Genomic DNA, 21,862 nt, shown 5'->3' with positions numbered 1-21,862 from the left:
AGATGCGATTTACGGCGGGGAGATGAGCGCCCATCACTATTTCCGTGATTTTGCCTACTGCGACAGCGGGATGATCCCGTGGCTGCTGGTGACCGAGCTGCTGTGTCTGAAGGGTAAAACGCTGGGCGAGCTGGTCCGTGACCGCATGGCTGCCTGGCCCGCAAGCGGGGAAATCAACAGCAAACTGGATGACCCGAGCGCGGCGATTGAGCGGGTGCGTGCCCATTTTGGGCCACATGCAGAAGAAATCGACCACACGGACGGGATCAGCATGGCGTTTGGCGACTGGCGGTTCAACCTGCGCAGCTCCAACACCGAGCCGGTGGTGCGCCTTAACGTGGAGTCGCGAAGCGATGAGCCGCTGATGCATGCGCGAACGCAGGAAATTATGGCTTTGCTGAACCAGTAACTCGTCGCCTCCGGGTGTTTTAACCCTCACCCTGGCCCTCTCCCTGGAAGGGAGAGGGGATAAGGTTCCAGTTATTCCCCTCTCTCCCATGTGGGGAGAAGGAATGGCTAAGTCCTGGTTATTCCTCCCTCTCCCCCGAGGGGAGAGGGCTGGGGTGAGGGGGAAACACCGATGCGACTTCTTTCAAAGGTAAAACGATGACAAATCTAAAAAAGGGCGAGCTGCCAAAAACCAACGCATCGTTGATCTCTATGGTGCAACGTTTTTCCGACATCAGCATTATGTTTGTCGGGTTGTGGACTATCTGCAAAGTCAACGGGTTGCCGTTCCTCTACATGCATTTGCTGATGGCCTTGTTGACCCTCGTTGTGTTCCAGATGATTGGCGGCATTACGGATTTTTACCGCTCATGGCGCGGGGTGAAAATCTCCAGCGAATTGCGCCTGCTGCTGCAAAACTGGACATTAAGCCTGATTTTCAGCGTCGGCCTGCTTTCATTTAATAGCGATTTTGACGGTTCTTTCTGGATTTATCTGGCCTGGTATTTGTTAACCAGTACCGGGCTGGTGGTTTGCCGATCGCTGATTCGCTATGCCGCAGGCTGGGCGCGCAACAAAGGTTACAACACCCGGCGCGTGGCCATCGCCGGTTCGCTGCCGGTGGGGCAGCTTCTCGCGCAGAGCTTCAATAATGAGCCATGGCTCGGTTTCAAAGTGCTTGGCGTTTATGACGATGAACCGCCTGCGGGCGGCCTGATTAACTATGCAGGTAACTTCGATAATCTGGTTACCGATGCCCGCAACGGCGAGATCGATAAAGTCTATATCGCAATGGCGATGAGCCATGAGTCCCGAATTAAACAGCTGGTTCGCGAGCTGGCGGATACCACCTGCTCGGTGCTGCTGATCCCCGACGTTTTCACCTTCAACATCCTTAACGCCAGAACCGAAGAGGTTAACGGCGTGCCGGTTGTGCCGCTGTTTGAAACACCGCTTAGCGGCGTCAACAGCGTCATTAAGCGCCTCGAAGATATCGTGTTGTCCTCTTTTATTCTGCTGCTGATTTCGCCGGTGCTTATCTGCATTAGCCTTGCGGTGAAGCTGACATCGCCGGGGCCGGTTATTTTCCGCCAGACTCGCTACGGCATGGACGGCAAGCCGATTAAGGTCTGGAAGTTCCGCTCAATGAAGGTAATGGAAAACGACGCAGTGGTGGTGCAGGCCACTAAAGGGGACAAGCGCATTACGCCTATCGGCAGTTTCCTGCGCCGCACTTCGCTCGATGAGCTGCCTCAGTTTATCAACGTGCTGTTTGGCGGCATGTCTATCGTCGGTCCGCGCCCGCACGCGGTGGCGCACAACGAACAATATCGCGCGCTAATTGAAGGCTACATGCTGCGCCATAAGGTGAAGCCCGGCATTACCGGCTGGGCGCAAATCAACGGCTGGCGCGGTGAAACCGATACCCTCGACAAGATGGAAAAACGCGTTGAGTACGACCTGGAATACATTCGCGAATGGAGCCTGTGGTTCGATATCAAAATTGTCTTCCTCACCGTGTTCAAAGGTTTTGTGCACAAAGCGGCCTACTGACGGAAATCACCATGAGCCTGAGAGAGAAAACCATCAGCGGAGCCAAATGGTCCGCCATTGCGACGGTGATTATTATTGGTCTGGGTCTGGCGCAGATGACGATTCTTGCCAGAACTATCGATAACCATGAGTTTGGTTTATTGACGGTATCGCTGGTCATTATCGCCCTCGCCGATACGTTGTCCGATTTCGGCATTGCCAACTCGATTATTCAGCGCAAAGAGATTAGCCACCTTGAGCTGACCACGCTGTACTGGCTGAACGTGGGGCTGGGCGTGGCGGTGTGCGTGGTGGTCTTTTTGCTGAGCGACGTGATAGCCGGGGTGCTTCACACTCCCGCGCTGTCGCCGCTGATTAAAACGCTGTCGTTTGCCTTTATTATTATTCCTCACGGGCAGCAGTTCCGCGCCTTGATGCAAAAGGAGCTGGAGTTCTCCAAAATCGGCTCGATTGAAACCGTGTCAGTGCTGGCCGGGTTCACCGTTACCGTGACGGCGGCGATGTACTACCCGTTTGCGATGACGGCGATTATTGGTTACCTGGTCAATACTCTGGTACGCACCTCGCTGTTTGGATTCTTCGGGCGCAAAATTTATCGGCCGGGCTTCCATTTTTCCCTGAAGTCGGTGAATTCCAACCTGAAGTTTGGTGCCTGGCTGACGGCGGACAGCGTGATTAACTACGTTAACACTAACCTGTCTACGCTGGTGCTGGCGCGTATTCTCGGGGCGAGCGTGGCGGGCGGCTACAACCTGGCCTATAACGTGGCGGTTGTTCCGCCGATGAAGCTCAACCCGATTATCACCCGCGTGCTGTTCCCGGCCTTCGCCAAAATTCAGGATGACACCGCGAAACTGAGGGTGAACTTCTACAAGCTGCTGTCCATCGTCGGCATTATCAATTTCCCGGCGCTGCTGGGGCTGATGGTGGTGTCGAATAACTTCGTCCTGCTGGCGTTCGGTGAAAAATGGCAATTTATTACGCCTATTCTGCAACTGCTGTGCGTTGTTGGCCTGCTGCGCTCCATCGGAAATCCGATTGGTTCGCTGCTGATGGCGAAGGCGCGAGTGGATATCAGTTTCAAATTCAATGTGTTTAAAACCTGCCTGTTTATTCCGGCGATTATCGTCGGCGGCCAGCTGGGCGGCGCGCTGGGCGTGACGCTTGGTTTTCTGCTTATCCAAGTGATTAACACCGTACTCAGCTACTTCATCATGATAAAGCCGGTGCTTGGCTCCAGCTATCGGGAGTACATCCTTAGCATCTGGCTGCCGTTTTATCTCTCGCTACCGACCCTGATTGTAAGCGCGGCCCTGGGCGTTGCCCTCAAAGGGCACCTGCCGCCTGGCGTCCTGCTTTGCACCCAGATTGCCGCGGGAGCCGCCGCCTTTATCGCCATGATTTTTTTGTCCCGCAATGCGCTGATCGTCGAAATGAAGCGACAGTTTTGCCGAAATGAACGCCTGAAAGCGCTGCTTCGCGCTGGCTAAGAAACCTAATAAGAGGTCAACATGAAATTACTTATTCTTGGCAACCACACCTGCGGAAACCGGGGTGATAGCGCCATTTTGCGTGGGTTGACCGACGCGATTACTTCGCTTGATGCCGGCGTGCATGTGGATGTAATGAGCCGTTATCCGGTCAGCTCCGCCTGGCTACTGGGGCGCCCGGTGCTGGGGGACGGCCTGTATAAGCAGATGAAGCAGTACAACAACGCCGTTGGCCTGATGGGCAGGGTGAAGAAGGTTTTACGTCGTAAATATCAGCATCAGGTGCTGCTGGCGAAGGCGACCAATTCCGGGCGTCTGCGTAATATTGCTATTCCGCAGGGGTTTATCGACTTTGTGAAGTCGTTACATCAGTACGACGCCATTATCCAGGTTGGCGGCTCGTTTTTTGTCGACCTGTACGGCGTGAGCCAGTTCGAGCATGCGCTTTGTAGTTTTATGGCCCGCAAGCCCGTGTACATGATTGGCCACAGCGTTGGCCCGTTCCAGGATCCGCAGTTTAACCAACTGGCAAACTATGTTTTTGGCCAGGCTCAGTCGCTGATTTTACGTGAAAGCGTGAGCCTGGATCTGATGAAGCAGAGCCAGATAGATACCAGTAAAGTCGAACAGGGCGTTGATACCGCGTGGCTGGTGGCCCAGCACGAGGATGATTTTGTGCCGAGCTACGCGGTTAAGCACTGGCTTGGCGTGGTAGCGGGCAAGAAAACCGTGGCAATTACGCTGCGCGAGCTTGCCCCGTTTGATAAGCGCCTTGGCACCACGCAGCAAGCCTATGAGCAGGCATTTGCCGAAGTGGTTAACCGCACTATAGAGCTGGGCTACCAGGTTCTGGCGCTTTCCACCTGTACCGGTATCGACAGCTATAACAAAGATGACCGTATGGTGGCGCTCAATATCCGCCAGTACATTAAACAGCCCGATGATTATCACGTCGTCATGGATGAGCTCAACGATCTGGAAATGGGCAAAATCTTTGCCGCCTGCGATCTGACGGTAGGCACGCGCCTGCACTCGGCGATTATTTCCATGAACTTTGGTACGCCCGCTATCGCCATTAACTACGAACACAAATCAGCGGGCATCATGCAGCAGCTTGGTCTGCCGGAAATGGCGATAGATATTCGCCAACTGCTGGACGGCTCGTTACAGGGCGTAGTAGCGGATGTGTTAGGGCAGTTGCCCGAGGTTAACCAGCGGCTGAGCGCTGCGGTTCGAGCCGAACGTGAAAACGGCATGCGGATGGTTGAGTCGGTTCTGGCGCGAGTTAAGGAGGGAAAATGAAGGTTGGCTTCTTCTTGTTAAAATTTCCGCTGGCTTCGGAAACTTTTGTTCTGAACCAGATAACCGCCTTTATCGACATGGGTTATGAAGTTGAGATTGTCGCTCTGCAAAAAGGCGATTTAACCCATACCCATGCGGCGTTTAAAAGCTACAAACTTTCGGAAAAAACCGTCTGGCTGCTCGACGAGCCGGAAGGTAAGGTCGGCAAGCTGCAAAGCCGGGCGCTGAATACTTTGCGGGGAGCATGGCGTACAAGAACCTGGAGGGCGCTGAGCCGCGCCCGCTATGGCGATGAGGCAAGGAATTTAATCCTCTCATCGATTTGTGGGCGACAAAAGAAAACGCTGGAGGCCGATGTGTTTATTGCCCACTTCGGCCCGGCAGGCGTAACGGCGGCGAAGCTCAAGGAGCTTGGGCTGCTGAAAGGCAAGATTGCTACCGTTTTCCACGGCATAGACATTTCGCACCGCGATGCTCTGGCCCACTACACGCCGGAGTACCGGCAGCTGTTTGAGCGTGGGGACCTGATGCTGCCGATTAGCGATCTCTGGGCGAGCCGCCTGAAGCAAATGGGCTGCCCGGACGGCAAAATCGCCGTCTCACGGATGGGCGTAGATATGGATAAATTCTCGCTGCGGCCGATGAAAACGCCCGGAACGCCGCTGGAGATAATATCCGTGGCGCGCCTTACCGAGAAGAAAGGGCTGCATATCGCGATTGAGGCCTGCCGCCTGCTGAAAGCCCGCGGCGTGGCGTTCCGCTACAACATTCTCGGCATTGGGCCGTGGGAGCTTCGCCTGAAGACGTTGATTGAGCAGTTACAACTGGACGACGTGGTATTTATGCCCGGCTTTAAACCCAGTCACGAAGTTAAAGAGATGCTCGACAGCGCCGATTTATTCCTGCTGCCGTCTATCACCGGCGAGGACGGAGATATGGAAGGCATACCTGTTGCGCTAATGGAGGCGATGGCGGTCGGCATTCCCGTTGTTTCTACTATTCACAGCGGTATTCCCGAACTTATCGATGCCGGAGAGTCCGGCTGGCTGGTGCCTGAGAAGGACGCCTTTGCCCTTGCCGACAGGCTACAGGCCTCTGCTGCCGTTTCTGAAAGCGAGCTACAGCTGATGCTTGCCCGGGCAAGAGAGAAGGTTGCGAGCCAGTTCAATCAGCAGGTCATTTATCGGCAGCTCGCCCGTCAGCTTCAGACGCTGTAAATCACGAATCTTATGATGAGGACTTATGTCGAAAAGCATTGAACCGAAGCGCCTTCCGTATTCTCTTTCCCGCCGTAAGTTGCTATTAGCAGGCTCGGCCATCGCCGCCTCCTCTCTGACACCCCGCGCGGTAATGGCGGCGGGACGCGCGAGCGAAGTTAACGTCAAAGACTTCTATCACAATGACTGGATCGCCGCTTTTAAACAGGCATTTGACGCTTCGGACCGCGTGCTGGTTCCGGCAGAACTGGTTTGCGACAGCATCAATACCGCGATATTTATGCCGCAGGGTAAAACATTACACGTTGCTGGTGGATTGAAGGGCAACGGTAAAGGGCGGTTTGTTTTGCAGGATGGCTGCCAGATTATCGGCGAGCGGGGAGGGCGGTTTAACAATATCACGCTGGATGTGCGCGGCTCCGACTGCGTTATCAAAGGCATTGATATGAGCGGGTTCGTTAACGTCGCGCAGATTTACATCGGCGGTAAAGATAAGCGCACCATGCGCAACCTGACTATCGACGGCATCACGGTACATGATGCCAACTACGCGATTCTGCGGCAGGGTTTCCATAACCGTATGGAAAACGTTCGAATTACTAACGGACATTTTAGCAACCTGCAGGGCGATGCCATCGAGTGGAATGTGGCGATTAACGACCACGATCTGCTGATTTCAGACCACGTTATCGACAACATTAACTGCACCAACGGCAAGATTAACTGGGGGATCGGTATAGGCCTGGCGGGGAGTACATATAATAATAACTATCCTGAAGATCAGGCGGTAAAAAACTTTGTAGTAGCCAATATCACCGGCAGTAATTGTCGCCAGTTGGTCCATGTTGAGAATGGGAAGCATTTTCTTATTCGCAACGTAAAGGCGCGCAATATCAACCCAACTTTCAGCCGCAATGCCGGTATTGATAACGCCAGCGTGGCGATATACGGCTGCGATAATTTTGTGATTGATGATGTTGATATGGTCAATAGCGCTGGGATGCTGATTGGCTATGGCGTGATAAAAGGCAATTACCTGTCAATTCCGCAAAACTTTAAGCTTAGCGATATTAAGCTCGATAATAGCGAACTGAATAATACGTTGCGGGGTATCCAGATTTCTTCCGGCAATGCTACCTCCTTCGTTGCTATGACCAACGTCACCTTAAAGCGGGCAACGCTTGAGTTTCATAACAAACCTCAACATCTTTTTATGCGTAATATCAAAGTGATGCAGCTTTCAACCGTCGGCCCTGCGCTGAAGCTGAACTTCGATCTGCGTAAGGATGTGCGCGGTAAGTTTATGGCCAAAGACGACACGCTGCTTTCGCTGGCGAATATTCACGCGGTAAATGAGAAGGGGCAAAGCTCGGTCGATATTGACCGCGTCGATCAGCTTCACGTTAACAGCGAAAATCTCAATTTTGCGTTGCCCCTCGCACGTAAATAATAATGCAAACCCTTTTGCGAGCAATCCGAGCCCGTGGCAGCAGAAATGCGGCCTGTAGCGTATTTCGTTTCGCGAAGGGGAGCGATAACATGAATCATTGGCCTGACGAATTCATGCTGGCATCAGAGCACGAAAAGACTATAATCGGCGGATCCGCTAGTTAAAGTTAGGACTGGGGCGTTGGCAGTTGCGATCCAGGGAAGAATCCAGCTTTATCTCAAGTTTTGTTCAATGCAAACAGACTAAGTGATTTATGAACGAAAAAGTTTTGTTAATCGGCGCATCTGGCTTCGTAGGCACCAGACTTCTGGAGACAACCCTTTCCGACTTTGCTATTCATAACCTGGATAAGCAGCAAAGTCATTTCTACCCGGAAATAACTACTCTGGGTGACGTGCGTGACCAGGAGACCCTCGACAAGGCTCTTAGCGGTTATGACACAGTCGTTCTTTTAGCTGCTGAACACCGTGATGATGTTAGTCCAACATCGCTTTACTACGACGTAAATGTTCAGGGTACGCGCAACGTGCTTGCCGCTATGGAAAAAAACTGCGTCAAAAACATCATTTTTACAAGTTCAGTGGCCGTTTATGGATTGAATAAAACCAACCCTGATGAAACCCATCCCCATGATCCTTTCAACCACTACGGCAAGAGCAAGTGGCAGGCTGAGGAAGTATTGCGTGAATGGCATCAGAACTCTCCAGGCGATCGTTCACTGACTATCATTCGCCCTACCGTTATCTTCGGTGAGCGCAACCGCGGCAATGTATACAACTTGCTCAAACAGATTGCGAGTGGGAAATTTGCGATGGTTGGGGCGGGTAATAATTACAAGTCGATGGCTTATGTTGGTAATATTGTTGAGTTTATTAAGTATAAATTAGCTAACGTGCAGGTTGGCTATGAAGTTTACAACTATGTCGACAAACCCGATCTCAATATGAATCAGTTGGTTTCTGAAGTGGAAAAAAGCCTCAATAAAAAGATCCCTTCTGTACATCTTCCATACAGCCTTGGCATGCTGGGTGGCTTCTGCTTCGATATGTTAAGTAAAGTCACCGGTAAGAAATATGCTATTAGCGCTGTCCGGGTGAAGAAATTCTGTGCAACGACTCAGTTTGATGCTTCGAAAGTGCACAGCTGCGGTTTTGTTGCTCCCTATTCGCTCTCTCAGGGACTGGATCGTACGCTGCAGTACGAATTTGTGCATGATAAGAAAGACGACATTACGTTTGTGACTGAGTAACGCACATTACTGAAGATGGCCTGCAATCTACGAAAATTCGGAATTAGATCAATCAACTAGCACTTATGATTGCTTTCCGATTTTTCTGAGTAAAGCTTCTGGCTGGGGGAGAGTATCTTAGCTAAACAGTGGTCTCAGATTGTTCAACTGCGTTTAAACCATCAAAGACTGTTCAAGTTAAGCATGAGTATGCATTTTCTCAGCTGTTATGAGGTAGGAGCGAAATGACTAATTTAAAAGCAGTAATCCCGGTAGCTGGTTTAGGCATGCATATGCTGCCTGCTACGAAAGCTATCCCAAAAGAGATGCTGCCTATCGTTGATAAGCCGATGATCCAATACATCGTCGACGAAATTGTTGCTGCTGGTATCAAAGAAATCGTGCTGGTGACCCATTCTTCCAAGAATGCCGTTGAAAACCACTTCGACACCTCTTATGAGCTGGAAGCGCTGCTTGAGCAGCGCGTGAAGCGTCAGCTGCTGGCTGAAGTTCAGTCTATCTGTCCGCCGGGCGTGACTATCATGAACGTGCGTCAGGCCCAGCCTCTGGGTCTCGGCCATTCTATCCTTTGCGCTCATCCAATTATTGGTAACAATCCGTTTGTGGTGGTTCTGCCTGATGTAGTGCTTGATGATGCCAGTGCTGACCCGCTACGCTACAATCTGGCGGCGATGGTTGCCCGCTTCAATGAAACCGGGCGTACCCAGGTGCTGGCTAAACATATGCCAAACGAAGACCTGGCTGCTTACTCCGTTATCACCACCAAAGAGCCATTGGCTAATGAAGGACAGGTGAGCCGGGTTGTAGAATTCGTTGAAAAACCGGATCAGCCACAAACTCTGGACTCAGATCTGGCAGCGGTGGGTCGCTATGTATTGTCTGCGGATATCTGGCCGTTGCTGGAGAAAACCGAGCCAGGTGCCTGGGGCCGTATCCAGTTAACCGACGCGATCGCGGTGCTCAACGAGACTCAGCCGGTTGAAGTCATGCAGATGACCGGTGAAAGCTACGACTGCGGCAAAAAAATGGGTTATATGCAGGCCTTTGTGAACTACGGGTTGCGTAACCACAAGGAAGGTCAGAAGTTTCGCGAAAGCATTCAGAAGCTTCTCAGATAGCCTGGTGAGTCTGGAGTGAGAGGTCATCGTCAGGGATGATAACGTGATAAGCGGTGGCATAGCGTTCAGTCTGCGATAGATACTGAACGATTAGCCGCCGTTTTGCTTTATAAATGAGCCGTTAAGCTGAGTCGTTTCAAACGCTTAGCATTTTTAAACGTTAGTGTATAGAGCAAAATTTTCCCTTGTTTATCATTACATGAAGTATGAAAATCACCGGGATTTTTCCTAAAAAATTCTCAGGTAGATCTATTGCTAAGAAGTACAGTGCACTGGTAGCTGTTGAGCCAGGGGCGGTAGCATGGTCAACAATCAGCGGTGGAAACACATCTGCTATCTGGTTTACCTCAAAATATATTCTGTGCTCGGGGCCTTCCCCCATGAATATAACTACAAGTTTATAGAGAGATTGTTCAAGTGAAAATTCTTGTTACTGGTGGTGCCGGGTTTATTGGCTCAGCCGTTGTTCGCCATATCATAAACAATACCCAGGACAGCGTAGTTAACGTTGATAAATTGACCTATGCGGGAAATCCCGAATCATTGGCCGCTGTTGAAAATAACGACCGTTACTATTTTGAACACGCAGATATCTGCAACGCTAACGCGATGGCTCGTGTATTTTCCGAGCATCAACCAGATGCTGTAATGCATCTCGCTGCCGAAAGCCACGTTGACCGCTCAATCACCGGCCCTGCTGCTTTTGTGGAAACCAATATTGTCGGCACATATGTTCTATTGGAAGCTGCCCGCAACTACTGGGCGAATTTATCGGCCGAGAAGAAAGCCGCTTTTCGTTTCCATCATATATCTACTGATGAAGTTTATGGCGATCTGCTGCATCCTGATGACGTTGAGAGTGGTGGCGTGTTGCCCCTGTTTACTGAAACCACAGCTTATGCGCCAAGCAGCCCATACTCGGCATCAAAAGCGTCCAGCGACCACCTGGTTCGCGCCTGGTTGCGTACCTACGGTTTGCCAACTCTGGTGACTAACTGCTCCAACAACTATGGCCCGTACCATTTCCCGGAAAAACTTATTCCGCTGGTCATTCTGAACGCGCTGGAAGGCAAGCCACTGCCAATATATGGTAAAGGCGATCAAATCCGTGATTGGCTATACGTTGAGGATCATGCCCGTGCATTGTATACCGTGGTGACCCAAGGCCAGATTGGTGAGACCTACAATATTGGTGGACATAACGAGAAGAAAAACCTCGATGTGGTGCTAACTATTTGTGATCTGTTAGATGAAATCGTTCCGAAAGAACTTTCTTACCGCGAGCAGATTACCTACGTGACTGACCGTCCTGGACACGATCGCCGTTATGCCATCGATGCTGATAAAATTAGTCGCGAGCTTGGATGGAAACCACAGGAAACCTTTGAAAGCGGGATTCGTAAAACCGTAGAGTGGTATTTGAATAACCAGCAGTGGATCGCTAATGTAAAAAGTGGTGCCTATAAAGACTGGATGTCTGAGCAATATGGAGATAAAAACTAATGAAAGGTATTATTTTAGCCGGTGGTTCTGGTTCTCGTCTGCACCCCATTACATTAGGTACATCTAAACAGCTCCTCCCTATCTACGATAAACCAATGATCTATTATCCGCTTTCAGTCCTTATGCTAGCGGGGATTCAGGATATTCTTTTAATTACCACACCTGAAGATCAAGCAAGTTTTAAACGTATCCTGGGTGATGGTACGCAGTTCGGCATTAATCTTCAATATAAGGTTCAGCCATCACCGGATGGCCTTGCACAGGCCTTTATTTTGGGTGAAGAATTTATTGGAACTGATGATGTTTGTCTGGTACTTGGAGATAATATTTTCTTCGGCCAATCATTTGGCAAACAATTACGCCATGCGGTGGAAAATTTAGAAGGCGCAACTGTATTTGGTTATAAAGTTATGGATCCTGAGCGTTTCGGTGTTGTTGAATTTGATAACGATTTTAATGCGTTATCCATCGAAGAGAAACCTCGTACGCCTAAATCAAACTGGGCTGTAACAGGTCTATATTTTTACGATAATCAGGTTGTGGATATTGCTAAAAATGTTAAACCTTCTGAGCGTGGCGAATTAGAAATAACCAGCATTAACCAAAAGTATCTTGAGCTGGGACGACTTAAGGTTGAACAGCTTGGCCGTGGTTTTGCGTGGCTAGACACCGGAACGCATGACTCTTTGCTGGAAGCATCGCAGTTCGTTCAGACGGTTGAGAAGCGTCAAGGTTTCAAAATAGCTTGCCTTGAAGAAATTGCCTACAACCATGGGTGGTTGAGCAAAGAAGCAATTCAAACTATCGGCAATTCATTATCGAAAACTGGTTACGGAAGTTATTTGTTAAATCTAATTAAGTAAGAGAACAATTATAATATGAACGTCATTAAAACAAAATTAGATGGTGTCTTAATTATTGAACCTAAAGTTTTTGGCGATGAACGTGGTTTTTTCTATGAAACGTTTCATGCAGAACGCTATAAGAGAATAGGGATCAACGAAGACTTTGTTCAGGATAATCGCTCCCGTTCATCAAAAGGTGTATTAAGGGGACTTCATTTCCAAAAAAATAAACCGCAGGGCAAACTAGTTACTGTGACTAGTGGTGAAGTTTTTGATGTTGCGGTGGATCTTCGTCCAAATTCACGAACCTTTGGGCAGTATGAATCCATATTACTAAGTGGTGAAAATAAGATTCAGTTTTACGTCCCGCCGGGTTTTGCCCATGGATTTTGTGTACTTAGTGATAGTGCTGATTTCCAGTATAAGTGTACAGATTTCTATGATCCTTCAGATGAGGGCGGTGTGCTGTGGAATGATGAAACGATCAATATCCAGTGGCCAATAAAAAATCCTAACCTATCTGCTAAAGATAAAGTGCTGCCCACATTAAAGGAAATCCAGAACAACCTATTGAAAGGGTGGCAATAATGGCTCAGTTTACGGTTTTTGGCGGTAGAGGTTTTATTGGTCGAGAGATCGTCAATCAATTACAGACTCTACATCATCATGTCTGGGTACCTGAACGGGACGATGCTGAGATTTTTCAACGACATTTAGGTACGGTTATCTATTGTGCAGGTAATGGTGACTGCCAAAATACGCCTTTCTCTGTTTTCGACGCAAATACTACTGTACTCTCTGGCATATTGAAGAACGCCAAATTTGAACGTTTAGTTTACATGTCTTCAACTCGTGTATACATGAATTGGGATGATACTAGAGAAAATACAGATTTATTGGTATGCCAGGATGACGCTCGTCGTTTATTTAACCTCACTAAATTGGTTGCAGAAGAACTATGTCTTAAAAGCGGTAAAGACATTGTGATTGTTAGACCAAGTAACGTATATGGGGTTGCATTAAATAGTCCATTATTCTTGCCATCAATTACACGCAATGCAATTAATAATGGTCATATTGATATGTTCATTGATCAACAATATGCCAAAGATTATGTTTCCGTTGAGGATGTTGCAGCAGCTTGTATTCGGTTATCACAACATGATTCAGCTGTAGGGAATATTTATAATATAGCGGCAGGTTATAATGTTACTGCAAAAGAAATCGCTGGGATTTTAGTCAGTTCTACTGGCTGTACTGTCACCTGGCATCAAAGGGATTTTCCAAGAGAAGTTTTTCCGGTAACCAATATCAATTCAATAACGACCCTGTTACATGACTATAAGCCACGTAATGTTTTAGATGACATTGAGAGCATGGTGTCCAGGTTTAGAGATAATATGGATACACATAAATGAGTGGTTTCAAACGACTCGTTAAAAATTCAATCTCAAATATTATCAACGGATTTTCGAATGTTATTTTGGGGATTGTTATATCCCCTTTTTTGGTTAAGATACTTTCTATAAGTGATTTTGCCATTTGGTCCCTGGTGTTACAAATTGGTGCTTTCTTTTCTCTGCTGGGTTTCAGTGGCCAACTATCGGTTGCAAGATATATAACTCTGGCAAAAGCAGAAAAGAATGAACCAAAAGTCCAACAAGTTATCAATTATGGCAGTTATGTTTCGATAGCAAGTATATTCATCTCTCTTGTTGTTTTGTTTTTTATATATTCAAATTTCTTTGTTATATTTGATGCAATAAAAATGCATGAGTCAAGCTATGCGCCCAATGTCTTTTTTATTGTTGCACTGTCTTTTATTATTGGTTTAATTGCCTCTGTTTATAATGGCTATTTTACTGGTATTGAAAGAAATGATATTCCCGCGATGGTGAATCTTATTTCGCGAGTGGTACTCGGAGTTGGAGTCCTTATAGCTGCTAATCATAGTATGATTATGATGGCTATGACTTATTTAGTCGTTAATATTTTATCATATGTTGTTATCTTTTATTTATATGTAAGCTCGCGAAAACTCAGTAGAGTTGAACGTGTCGGCGATGTTGATAACATACAGTTTAAAGAGTTTCTTAGTTATTGTGTTGGTGTGCTGGTATTCAATCTATCAACCTTTTTGATTATTAATCTAAATGGTGTTTTAATAGGGCGGTATGCATTTAAGGATTATGCTTATTACGCATTGTCGCTAACTTTAGTTACCGCCGTAGTAGGTTTTCTCAACGCGGCATTAACTCCTGTCCTGCAACCGATAGTCAAGCTAGCTCATAATAATAATAAAGACAAGCTTGATGGTTTTGTATTTTTATTGACGCGAGTAATATTAACTCTTTCATTCACATTGCTAATCGCAAATTTTTTAGTTGGAAAATTTGCTCTCAATATATGGATTGGTAATGATGTTGCTTCGCTCACTTACCCAGTATTTGTTTATCTCCTGTTGACCAATTTATCTCGCCTTGCGGGTGCCCCTCTGGGTCTTGTTTATTTGGCTAGGGGCAAGCAGAATGAAATAATATACTTACCATTGCTCGAAGGCGTACTCAGTGTCATGCTAACATATATATTTGTAAATACATATGGCATATATGCATCAGCAATTGCTATGGGTATATCGACAATTGTGATAATGCTTATTTATTCGTTTAAATTGATCGGTGTTGCAGCGTTAGAAAAAAATAGGATTAAATACCAAATCCTTCTTGCAGGCGGCCCAATTAGTTTGCTGGCTTCAGTTTACTTCTTAGCTCAAATCAAAGTATCAATTAGTGATAGTTCATCCGTGTTGATCTTTAATACTGCGATGATTGTCTTAGCAATAATTAGTAGCGTTCTGGTTCTAAAAGATATCAAGCGGATAAAAAATATTTTAGAGAGTTGATATGTTAAATAAAATTATAAGCTTATTTTATAAGATTAAATATAAATGGTTGATTGATAAGCGTGTGATTATACATCCAACGGCTTTTATTCACCATGGTGCTACTTTCATTGTTAGAGACAATTTTCAAGCTACTATACAAGTAAACGAGAATGTTTATGTAGGGCGCAATGCTAATATCCATACCAACTCATATATTATAATTGGTCGTGATTCGGTTATAAGTGATTATGTTTATATCAGTACTCTTGCCCACGGCATTAACCCATCAGCGGGCCCTATACTCACACAGCCGGATAGTGATAAAGGTGCAGTTGTTTTAGGCGATAATGTATTTTTGGGTTTTGGTACAAAAATACTGCCAAATATTCAGTTAGGTGATTGGACAATTGTAGGTGCGGGTAGTGTGGTAACAAAATCGTACCCAGAAGGGTATGTTATGATCGCTGGTAACCCAGCAAAAATAATCAAGCGATACGATCCTGATATGAATGAATGGATTAAAATATGATTTTTATTAAATTGAAAAATAAATTATTTTATTTTATAGGTCAGTTCAAATATAAATTAATGATGAGAACCTTTGGTTCCGGTAGTAGAATAATTAAACCGATGCTTATATTAAATCACAAAAAAATAGCCATCGGGAATAACGTTATGATAAGAAATGGCTGTAGACTGGAGGTCGTCGGCGACAAAAATGATATAGTCATAGAAATTGGTGATAATGTTAATATAGAACAATATGTGCATATTGTAGCGAAAGATAGTATTAAAATTGGTAATAATGTTTCGATCACCGGTTGTTGTTCTATCGTTGATATCATTCATCCCTATGATGAAAAACTAGAAATTGAAAAAATAGGTAATAGAATTTCTGACAAAATTTTGCCTGTGTCTATTGGTGAAAATAGTTTTATCGGCTACGGAGTACATATTAATCCGGGTGTATCTATTGGTAAAAACTGCATTGTTGGTGCGAGGTCAGTTGTTACTAAAAGCTTTGCTGATAACTGCATTATTGCAGGAAATCCTGCTCGAATTATCAAACGTTTAAATGCTAAAAACAATCAATGGGAACGAATTTAAATGAGCAGTGCAAAAATTGGTATCGTTACGGTGTTTTATAATTCACCTGAAGTGTTACCTGATTTCTATCAAAGCTTATCAATACAGGAGCATAGTAATTATCATTTATATGTTGTAGATAATAGTTCAAATGATCAGTCTTTTAAACTGGCCCAGCAGTTGTCTGCACAATATAAAATTACATCAACTATGATTAATAATCATGGCGAAAATGTTGGTGTGGCGGCAGGGAATAATCAAGGAATTCATGCTGCTTTGGCAGATCAATGTGAGTATATCTTGATTGCTAATAATGATTTGCTTTTTGATGATGCGACTATTCTATCGAACATTATTTCTATTGCTGAGAACGAAAAGGAAGAGATACTAAGTCCTGCTATTTTGAACTACCCAGAAAAAAAAGCTTGGTATGTCGGCGGGTATTTTGATTGTAAACGTGCGTTGGCTCCACATGAACATGTGGGAGCAGATTATAATGACATTAAAGACTCCTTGCCTAAGCATTGCACTTATTCACCCACTTGCTTTTTAATGGTTCATAAATCAGTTTTTGATAAAATTGGCAAAATGGATGAGAAGTATTTTGCTTATTATGATGATACGGATTTCATGTACCGGGCTATGCTGGCGTCCTATAAGGTCAGAATTGTATCTGATTCTATTATTTACCATAAAGTGAGCATCTCTACTGGGGGAGGCTATAGCGCCTTTGGCGCTTATCATCTTACGCGGAATAGAATATATTTTGCAAAGAAATGCCTTACTTTCCCTGTCCGTGAGATAAGTATTGTCTACACTATTTGTACTCGATTAATGCTTCCTGCAATAAGAAAAGAATCACGTGGAGTCTATAAAAACATCCTTAAAGGAATTCGTGATGGCTTGAGGATGTAAACTAATATGACTATCTATCTCGTTATTCTTGTTTTTCTCCCCTTGCTGTTGTTGATATTTTCATCCTCCAGTCAGGAAGTCCTGGTAAAAATATTACTCATTGCCATCTGCGCTTTTTATATTTTTTATCATATAGATTCAGGTCCGGACCATTCACTTTATAAATGGATTTATGAAACCGCCCCTGCAGACGTAAAGTATGAGCCAATATATCAAGCTGTTACATATATAGCAAAATTTTTTGGGTTGGATTATATTGGTTTCTTGATATTACTTAGAACTTTGAATGTTTTTGTTTTGGCTGTAGCGATTTTCAAACTTGATAGATATAAATTAATATTCTTTTTCTGTCTTTATGTTCCGATCTCATTTGTTACCTTTGAACTTAATTTATTGAGGCAAGGGTTGGCTGTCCACTTTGGGTTATTGGCAGCAGTTAGCTTGAGCGATAATAAAAAATTAAAGTCTTATGTTTACTTCGGCATGGCCATTCTATCTCATTTTTCTTCACTATTAATGGGTGCATTATATATAAAGCGCATCAATAGAAATATGGTGTATATTGGTATAGTCTTGGCTATTGTACTATTCTTTAATATGCCATATCTTGTGAAGAAGTTACATGATTACCAGGAAATTGGTGCTATTAACTTACGTTTCGATGCATCTTTAATTCAGACGCTATTGCTTATATTCTTGCCGTTTATTATTTTCAAAATGGACGATGCAGTGTTTCCTAAATTTGTTTATGTTGCATTGTGTCTGTTGGCAGTATTACCGGTAATGGTTAGGTTGTATCCTATTGGATTGTTGGTATTACTACCACTTATTCAATACCCTAAAACCAGAACACCAAGATTTCTTCTTATTTGTTTTATTCTGTTGTCCTTGATTCTTACGGTGGGAAAAACAATGTTATTACTGCAGGCTGACAGCCAGTCTATTAAAGAGGGAGTGTATAGTCGTGGATATCAAGGATGAACAATCAGTTGCTTTCGTATCCATGTCTGGCCGCGACTCCGCAATGTGGTTTTCTTTTACTGGTCTATACCATGCTTTAAAAGACACAGGCGTTTCCTGTGAATTTTACTTCCCCTCTACTGTGCCGGATACTGAAACAACTTATTGCAATAATGTTTTTTACTATCGACTTAAAACTCCTTTGAAAACATTTTCATCGGTATTTAAGCTGGCCAAAACAATTAATAAAAGTCATAAGCGCGTCGTGATATTTTCGCAAGGAATATTTTCGGCATTATTGGTTTTCTTATTGAGAAAGGACATTGATGTTATTGCTTGGTCTCATGAAATTGATAACTATGTTTCTCGCTCAGGGCTGTTGCGTGGATTGAACTATTTTCTCTCCGACCGATATATGGGGAGGCGTACGAGTAAGGTTATTGTTGGCTCGGATGATCTTTATAAAAAGGCAGGGTTGTTGTACCCTAAAAAAATAATAATTAACTCTTGTTTACCGCTCTCAGGTGATTTTTATGAACAGTTAGCTATTAATGGTACTCCTAATACTAACGATTCATTGGGGGTAATATCTTTTGATAAGCAAGCGCCTATTAGAATATTATTTTTTGGCGGTATTACCGCCTACAAAGGATTGCATTATTTGAATGATGTTATTTCTACTTTACCCGCGGGCTATATTAATGTGAGGATCATTGGAAGAGGTGACTTAAAAAAAGTTGCTCCTGATTTATATGCACGCTCACTGAATGAAAAAGATGTCACATGGATTAACAGATTTGCCTCTGCTGAAGAAGTTATCTCTGAACTTAAGAATTCGGATATGATGTTTGCCATGTATGATTCTGTTACAGCAACATCTTTAATCGATATCGCAAACTCACTAGGTGTACCGGTTCTTACTTCAGAACTACCATTTTTTAAAAGCAAAATTAAAGATGGGGTTAATGGTTTTATTATAAACAGAAATGAATTACATGAGTTTTTAAACTCTAAAATTAAGGATAAAACAATTAACAAAGACTTAGTGTTCAAATACTTTCGAACATGTGGTGTCAATAATCAATGTGCAAATTCATTGATTGCTAATGACGTTGTCAGGAGAATGAAATGATCGGCAAGTTAAAACATACCTATCATCTATATGGTCTCCTCGGGTGTTTTTCCCTTTTAAGTCAGGTCATCTACACCAAGCTCTTTTTCAAAACTGCACGTTTAATACGCAGGCCATTCGATATTAGAGGTAAGAAACATATCTATTTTTCTAAGGGATTTACATCTGGCCGTTATTGTAGGATTGAAGCTCATAGCCTAAATAAGTTTCAGGGCAATATCATTGAGTTTGGTGTGAATTGTCAAATAAATGATTCAGTGCATATTGCAGCGGCAGAAAAGATCTCATTTGGTGATAATGTTTTGATTGCTAGCCGTGTTTTTATAACTGATCTCAATCATGGTAGTTACAAAGGACAGATTCACTCTCATCCAGATACTATTTGTCGTGAAAGAGAGTTACAGGCAAATCCCGTGCGGATCGATGACAATGTTTGGTTGGGTGAAGGCGTAGTTGTTTTACCTGGTGTCAAGATCGGTAAATCTTCAATCATTGGTGCAAATTCTGTTGTTACCAGAAGCATTCCTGCATATTCAATCGCAGCAGGCAATCCTGCTAAGATTATTAAGCAGTTTGATTTTCAAAGAAATGAATGGGTGAATGTTAATGGTTAGTAATAAAACTGTGTTGCTTATCTGCCCGGATTTTTTTGATTATAAAACCCTTATCAGTAAAGAACTTGAAAACTACTTTCAAAAAGTAATCAGTTTTCCCGATAGACCTGTTTGTTCTTCAATCTCCAAGGCATTATTTAAATATAATGCACCTGTCTTTTCTAAGCATATGTCGACTAAGTATGATAAAGGTATTTATCGTGCCATTGTAAATGAATTACCAGAAATTACGGATGTTATTATTATCAAAGGGACTTGTATAACACCCGGTTTTATTGAGCTTCTAAGACGTAAGAATAAAAAAATTCGAGTGATAAGCTATTCTTGGGATTCAGTATCAAATATTAAAACCTTTATTAATCTTGCTCATAAATCAGATCGATCTTTCACGTTTGATATCAAGGATAGTCTGAATTATAAGATAAACTATCTACCACTTTTTTTTAGTGAGATATCTGATGAAAAGGTAAGTCTCAATGGGGCATCTTCAGAAACCTTTGATTATACTTTCATTGGTAGTTATCACGGCGATCGAATAAGAGTGCTGTCTCGTTTCCTCGCAAACAAAGAAGCAGCCAATACTTATATAAAAATCTATTTCCAAAGTTATCTGCAGTATATTTTCTATTACCTGCGTGACTCAGCATTGAGATCTTGCCCCAAAAAATGGATAACTTTCGAGTCGGTCCCCAGAAATGAAGTAGAGGCTGTCTCAAGATCAAGTAGACATATCATTGACATTCATCATCATAAACAAACTGGCTTGACGATGAGAACTTGGGAAACTCTTCAGGGTAAGCATAAACTAATAACAACTAACCCTACTGTACTTTTACATAGCTCCAGCGACCTGGTTACGGTTATTGATCGTGATAGTGGCCTTGAATGGTCTGTTACTCAGTGCACTGAGTATAAAGATAAGATCAAACAGGAAAATCCACACCTGTTCACTGATGGATGTTTATCTTTGTCCGCCTGGGTCGATGCTTTGCTAACCAAGAGTTGAATTAATTATGAGTCTTTATCCTGTAATCATGGCGGGTGGTTCCGGTAGCCGCCTTTGGCCGCGCTCTCGCGTTCTTTATCCAAAGCAGTTCCTCTGCCTGAAAGGGGAGCTGACTATGCTTCAAACTACCGTTAATCGTCTTGATGGCTTCCAATGCGAAAGCCCGGTAGTGATTTGCAACGAACAACATCGTTTCATCGTTGCTGAGCAATTAAGACAGCTTGATAGATTGACTCAGAACATCATTTTGGAACCTGCAGGCCGGAATACGGCACCAGCAATAGCGCTTGCTGCACTCACGGCTTTACGATCCGGGCAGACAGAAGAGCCATTGATCTTAGTGCTTGCGGCCGATCATATGATTCAGAATGAAGACGCTTTCCGTGATGCGGTGAGCTGTGCAATACCCTATGCTGAAGCCGGCAAGCTCGTTACGTTTGGTATTGTCCCAAACCAACCTGAGACGGGGTACGGGTATATTCGTCGGGGAGTTGCAATTGCCAGCCATCAAGAAAACGCTGCATTCAAAGTCGCCGAATTCGTTGAAAAACCGGACCTTTGCACCGCACAGTCCTATGTCGCCAGCGGTGAATATTACTGGAACAGCGGCATGTTCCTGTTCCGAGCAGATAGGTATCTTGAAGAACTGGCGAAATTCCGCCCCGACATTCTTGCGGCCTGTGAAAAGGCGGTAGCGAATGTCGCTCCGGATCTTGATTTTGTGCGAGTTGATGAGCAGGCCTTCCTGGACTGCCCGGATGAGTCCATCGACTACGCGGTTATGGAAAAAACCGCCGATGCGGTTGTGGTTCCGATGGATGCGGGCTGGAGCGACGTCGGCTCCTGGTCCTCTCTGTGGGAGATCAGTGATAAAGATGCGAATGGCAATGTGCATCACGGCGACGTTATCAGCCACGAGACTGAAAATAGCTATATCTACGCCGAGTCCGGTCTGGTGACCACCGTAGGCGTGAAAGATCTGGTGGTGGTGCAGACCAAAGATGCGGTATTGGTTGCTGACAGAAATCATGTGCAGGATGTCAAAAAGGTCGTTGAGAGGTTAAAAAATGATGGTCGGCATGAACATCAC

General features: G+C 44.7%; 20 protein-coding genes and 1 pseudogene. All 21 read left to right on the top strand.

Translation table 11 applies throughout. The features are described from left to right. A pseudogene (locus tag HMPREF0201_RS13305) lies at nucleotides 1-409 on the top strand (phosphomannomutase CpsG); the annotation flags it as partial. Between the two features lie 197 nt (nucleotides 410-606). Further along, nucleotides 607-2,001 (top strand): undecaprenyl-phosphate glucose phosphotransferase, encoded by a 1,395-nt coding sequence (gene wcaJ, locus HMPREF0201_RS13300; RefSeq protein WP_016537230.1) that lies wholly within the window; start codon nucleotides 607-609, stop codon nucleotides 1,999-2,001. A gap of 11 nt (nucleotides 2,002-2,012) precedes the next feature. Next, on the top strand, nucleotides 2,013-3,491 hold the full coding sequence (locus HMPREF0201_RS13295) for an MOP flippase family protein (protein WP_016537229.1): 1,479 nt from the start codon (nucleotides 2,013-2,015) through the stop codon (nucleotides 3,489-3,491). A 21-nt stretch (nucleotides 3,492-3,512) separates the two neighbouring features. Further along, nucleotides 3,513-4,793 carry a colanic acid biosynthesis pyruvyl transferase WcaK gene (wcaK, locus tag HMPREF0201_RS13290; RefSeq protein ID WP_016537228.1) on the top strand — a complete coding sequence of 427 codons (1,281 nt, stop codon included), beginning with the start codon at nucleotides 3,513-3,515 and terminating at the stop codon, nucleotides 4,791-4,793. After that, nucleotides 4,790-6,010, top strand: coding sequence for a colanic acid biosynthesis glycosyltransferase WcaL (wcaL, locus tag HMPREF0201_RS13285; protein WP_016537227.1), 1,221 nt, complete (start codon nucleotides 4,790-4,792; stop codon nucleotides 6,008-6,010). The genes wcaK and wcaL overlap by 4 nt, the downstream gene beginning before the upstream one ends. Nucleotides 6,011-6,035: 25 nt before the next feature. Continuing rightward, the gene (gene wcaM / locus HMPREF0201_RS13280; RefSeq protein WP_055696366.1) at nucleotides 6,036-7,460 is read left to right on the top strand and encodes a colanic acid biosynthesis protein WcaM; all 1,425 of its coding nucleotides are present in this window, start codon (nucleotides 6,036-6,038) and stop codon (nucleotides 7,458-7,460) included. A gap of 253 nt (nucleotides 7,461-7,713) precedes the next feature. Next, nucleotides 7,714-8,709 (top strand): NAD-dependent epimerase/dehydratase family protein, encoded by a 996-nt coding sequence (locus HMPREF0201_RS13275; RefSeq protein WP_016537225.1) that lies wholly within the window; start codon nucleotides 7,714-7,716, stop codon nucleotides 8,707-8,709. A 224-nt stretch (nucleotides 8,710-8,933) separates the two neighbouring features. Next, nucleotides 8,934-9,827, top strand: a complete 894-nt coding sequence (galF, locus tag HMPREF0201_RS13270; RefSeq protein ID WP_016537224.1) for a UTP--glucose-1-phosphate uridylyltransferase GalF — start codon at nucleotides 8,934-8,936, stop codon at nucleotides 9,825-9,827. Nucleotides 9,828-10,244: 417 nt separating this feature from the next. Further along, entirely contained in the window at nucleotides 10,245-11,330 is a 1,086-nt protein-coding gene (gene rfbB, locus HMPREF0201_RS13265; protein ID WP_016537222.1) for a dTDP-glucose 4,6-dehydratase, read from the top strand. Further along, the gene (gene rfbA / locus HMPREF0201_RS13260) at nucleotides 11,330-12,193 is read left to right on the top strand and encodes a glucose-1-phosphate thymidylyltransferase RfbA (protein ID WP_016537221.1); all 864 of its coding nucleotides are present in this window, start codon (nucleotides 11,330-11,332) and stop codon (nucleotides 12,191-12,193) included. Before rfbB ends, rfbA begins: the two co-directional genes overlap by 1 nt. Nucleotides 12,194-12,208: 15 nt before the next feature. Next, nucleotides 12,209-12,763 carry a dTDP-4-dehydrorhamnose 3,5-epimerase gene (gene rfbC, locus HMPREF0201_RS13255; protein ID WP_016537220.1) on the top strand — a complete coding sequence of 185 codons (555 nt, stop codon included), beginning with the start codon at nucleotides 12,209-12,211 and terminating at the stop codon, nucleotides 12,761-12,763. Next, nucleotides 12,763-13,593 carry an NAD-dependent epimerase/dehydratase family protein gene (locus HMPREF0201_RS13250; protein WP_016537219.1) on the top strand — a complete coding sequence of 277 codons (831 nt, stop codon included), beginning with the start codon at nucleotides 12,763-12,765 and terminating at the stop codon, nucleotides 13,591-13,593. The genes rfbC and HMPREF0201_RS13250 overlap by 1 nt, the downstream gene beginning before the upstream one ends. Beyond that, the gene (locus tag HMPREF0201_RS13245) at nucleotides 13,590-15,077 is read left to right on the top strand and encodes an oligosaccharide flippase family protein (RefSeq protein WP_016537218.1); all 1,488 of its coding nucleotides are present in this window, start codon (nucleotides 13,590-13,592) and stop codon (nucleotides 15,075-15,077) included. The genes HMPREF0201_RS13250 and HMPREF0201_RS13245 overlap by 4 nt, the downstream gene beginning before the upstream one ends. Nucleotide 15,078: 1 nt before the next feature. Further along, complete coding sequence (locus HMPREF0201_RS23465) at nucleotides 15,079-15,588, top strand: acyltransferase (protein ID WP_016537217.1); 510 nt, start codon at nucleotides 15,079-15,081, stop codon at nucleotides 15,586-15,588. Beyond that, nucleotides 15,585-16,166, top strand: a complete 582-nt coding sequence (locus tag HMPREF0201_RS13235; protein WP_016537216.1) for an acyltransferase — start codon at nucleotides 15,585-15,587, stop codon at nucleotides 16,164-16,166. The genes HMPREF0201_RS23465 and HMPREF0201_RS13235 overlap by 4 nt, the downstream gene beginning before the upstream one ends. Next, nucleotides 16,167-17,060, top strand: coding sequence for a glycosyltransferase family 2 protein (locus HMPREF0201_RS13230; RefSeq protein WP_016537215.1), 894 nt, complete (start codon nucleotides 16,167-16,169; stop codon nucleotides 17,058-17,060). It abuts the gene before it with no gap. Between the two features lie 6 nt (nucleotides 17,061-17,066). Further along, the gene (locus tag HMPREF0201_RS13225) at nucleotides 17,067-18,041 is read left to right on the top strand and encodes an EpsG family protein (RefSeq protein WP_016537214.1); all 975 of its coding nucleotides are present in this window, start codon (nucleotides 17,067-17,069) and stop codon (nucleotides 18,039-18,041) included. Further along, nucleotides 18,025-19,152, top strand: a complete 1,128-nt coding sequence (locus tag HMPREF0201_RS13220; RefSeq protein WP_147293947.1) for a glycosyltransferase — start codon at nucleotides 18,025-18,027, stop codon at nucleotides 19,150-19,152. The genes HMPREF0201_RS13225 and HMPREF0201_RS13220 overlap by 17 nt, the downstream gene beginning before the upstream one ends. Then, on the top strand, nucleotides 19,149-19,766 hold the full coding sequence (locus HMPREF0201_RS13215; protein ID WP_016537212.1) for a DapH/DapD/GlmU-related protein: 618 nt from the start codon (nucleotides 19,149-19,151) through the stop codon (nucleotides 19,764-19,766). The genes HMPREF0201_RS13220 and HMPREF0201_RS13215 overlap by 4 nt, the downstream gene beginning before the upstream one ends. Beyond that, nucleotides 19,753-20,772, top strand: coding sequence for a WaaS/CpsH family glycosyltransferase (locus HMPREF0201_RS13210; RefSeq protein WP_147293948.1), 1,020 nt, complete (start codon nucleotides 19,753-19,755; stop codon nucleotides 20,770-20,772). Before HMPREF0201_RS13215 ends, HMPREF0201_RS13210 begins: the two co-directional genes overlap by 14 nt. A 7-nt stretch (nucleotides 20,773-20,779) precedes the next feature. Continuing rightward, on the top strand, nucleotides 20,780-21,862 hold a 1,083-nt coding region (locus HMPREF0201_RS13205; RefSeq protein WP_016537210.1), incomplete at its 3' end, for a mannose-1-phosphate guanylyltransferase/mannose-6-phosphate isomerase.

It is taken from the genome of Cedecea davisae DSM 4568 (assembly GCF_000412335.2).
Lineage (GTDB): Bacteria > Pseudomonadota > Gammaproteobacteria > Enterobacterales > Enterobacteriaceae > Cedecea > Cedecea davisae.
Note: the sequence above shows the minus strand (reverse complement) of the source record. Positions and strands in the feature narration are given on the sequence as shown.

Coding starts and splice junctions, on each gene's coding strand:
- wcaJ (WP_016537230.1), top strand. CDS start 607: ATGACAAATCTAAAAAAGGGCGAGCTGCCAAAAACCAACGCATCGTTG.
- HMPREF0201_RS13295 (WP_016537229.1), top strand. CDS start 2,013: ATGAGCCTGAGAGAGAAAACCATCAGCGGAGCCAAATGGTCCGCCATT.
- wcaK (WP_016537228.1), top strand. CDS start 3,513: ATGAAATTACTTATTCTTGGCAACCACACCTGCGGAAACCGGGGTGAT.
- wcaL (WP_016537227.1), top strand. CDS start 4,790: ATGAAGGTTGGCTTCTTCTTGTTAAAATTTCCGCTGGCTTCGGAAACT.
- wcaM (WP_055696366.1), top strand. CDS start 6,036: ATGTCGAAAAGCATTGAACCGAAGCGCCTTCCGTATTCTCTTTCCCGC.
- HMPREF0201_RS13275 (WP_016537225.1), top strand. CDS start 7,714: ATGAACGAAAAAGTTTTGTTAATCGGCGCATCTGGCTTCGTAGGCACC.
- galF (WP_016537224.1), top strand. CDS start 8,934: ATGACTAATTTAAAAGCAGTAATCCCGGTAGCTGGTTTAGGCATGCAT.
- rfbA (WP_016537221.1), top strand. CDS start 11,330: ATGAAAGGTATTATTTTAGCCGGTGGTTCTGGTTCTCGTCTGCACCCC.
- rfbC (WP_016537220.1), top strand. CDS start 12,209: ATGAACGTCATTAAAACAAAATTAGATGGTGTCTTAATTATTGAACCT.
- HMPREF0201_RS13250 (WP_016537219.1), top strand. CDS start 12,763: ATGGCTCAGTTTACGGTTTTTGGCGGTAGAGGTTTTATTGGTCGAGAG.
- HMPREF0201_RS13245 (WP_016537218.1), top strand. CDS start 13,590: ATGAGTGGTTTCAAACGACTCGTTAAAAATTCAATCTCAAATATTATC.
- HMPREF0201_RS23465 (WP_016537217.1), top strand. CDS start 15,079: ATGTTAAATAAAATTATAAGCTTATTTTATAAGATTAAATATAAATGG.
- HMPREF0201_RS13235 (WP_016537216.1), top strand. CDS start 15,585: ATGATTTTTATTAAATTGAAAAATAAATTATTTTATTTTATAGGTCAG.
- HMPREF0201_RS13230 (WP_016537215.1), top strand. CDS start 16,167: ATGAGCAGTGCAAAAATTGGTATCGTTACGGTGTTTTATAATTCACCT.
- HMPREF0201_RS13225 (WP_016537214.1), top strand. CDS start 17,067: ATGACTATCTATCTCGTTATTCTTGTTTTTCTCCCCTTGCTGTTGTTG.
- HMPREF0201_RS13215 (WP_016537212.1), top strand. CDS start 19,149: ATGATCGGCAAGTTAAAACATACCTATCATCTATATGGTCTCCTCGGG.
- HMPREF0201_RS13210 (WP_147293948.1), top strand. CDS start 19,753: ATGTTAATGGTTAGTAATAAAACTGTGTTGCTTATCTGCCCGGATTTT.